1 CRISPR repeat array is annotated in these 700 nt (G+C 58.1%).

From position 1 onward, the window contains the following. Position 1 precedes the first annotated feature (1 nt). Positions 2 to 700: direct repeats of the CRISPR family, unit length 27 nt; unit sequence AAATACCTCCGCGTATGCGGAGAAGAG.

Raw genomic sequence — 700 nt, 5'->3', positions numbered from 1 at the left:
GAAATACCTCCGCGTATGCGGAGAAGAGATAGCAAACGGAATCTGCAACGCCCGCCACACGGAAATACCTCCGCGTGTGCGGAGAAGAGTTGCGCCCTAGCAGTTTCGCGGCGGTGGCGATGGAAATACCTCCGCGTGTGCGGAGAAGAGACCATGGCCGCAGTGTAGCCGAACAGGGCCGCGGAAATACCTCCGCGTGTGCGGAGAAGAGTAAATCACGCCACGCAGCTGCTCATCCATCACGGAAATACCTCCGCGTATGCGGAGAAGAGATGCTCGCCGCCCGCGACGGGAGGGCCAGCGCGGAAATACCTCCGCGTATGCGGAGAAGAGCTAGTTTCCCGGCTGCCGCGTCAGGTGAGATTGGAAATACCTCCGCGTATGCGGAGAAGAGTCGATGAAGCTCATAGGCCCATGGTGACTAGCGTGAAATACCTCCGCGTATGCGGAGAAGAGCGGGAACCGTCCTTATCCACCGTGATGACAATGGAAATACCTCCGCGTATGCGGAGAAGAGGCTGTTTGAATGGCGCGGCCGAGTCCGTCGGGGGAAATACCTCCGCGTATGCGGAGAAGAGAGTGCGTCGGCGTAGACTTTCTGAATTGATTTGGAAATACCTCCGCGTATGCGGAGAAGAGCGAGCACCATTTCCGCGACCTCGCTAGCGGTAGGAAATACCTCCGCGTATGCGGAGAAGAG

Source organism: Corynebacterium sp. HMSC064E10, assembly GCF_001812505.1.
Lineage (GTDB): Bacteria > Actinomycetota > Actinomycetes > Mycobacteriales > Mycobacteriaceae > Corynebacterium > Corynebacterium amycolatum.
This window is presented reverse-complemented; position numbering and strand designations above follow the sequence as displayed.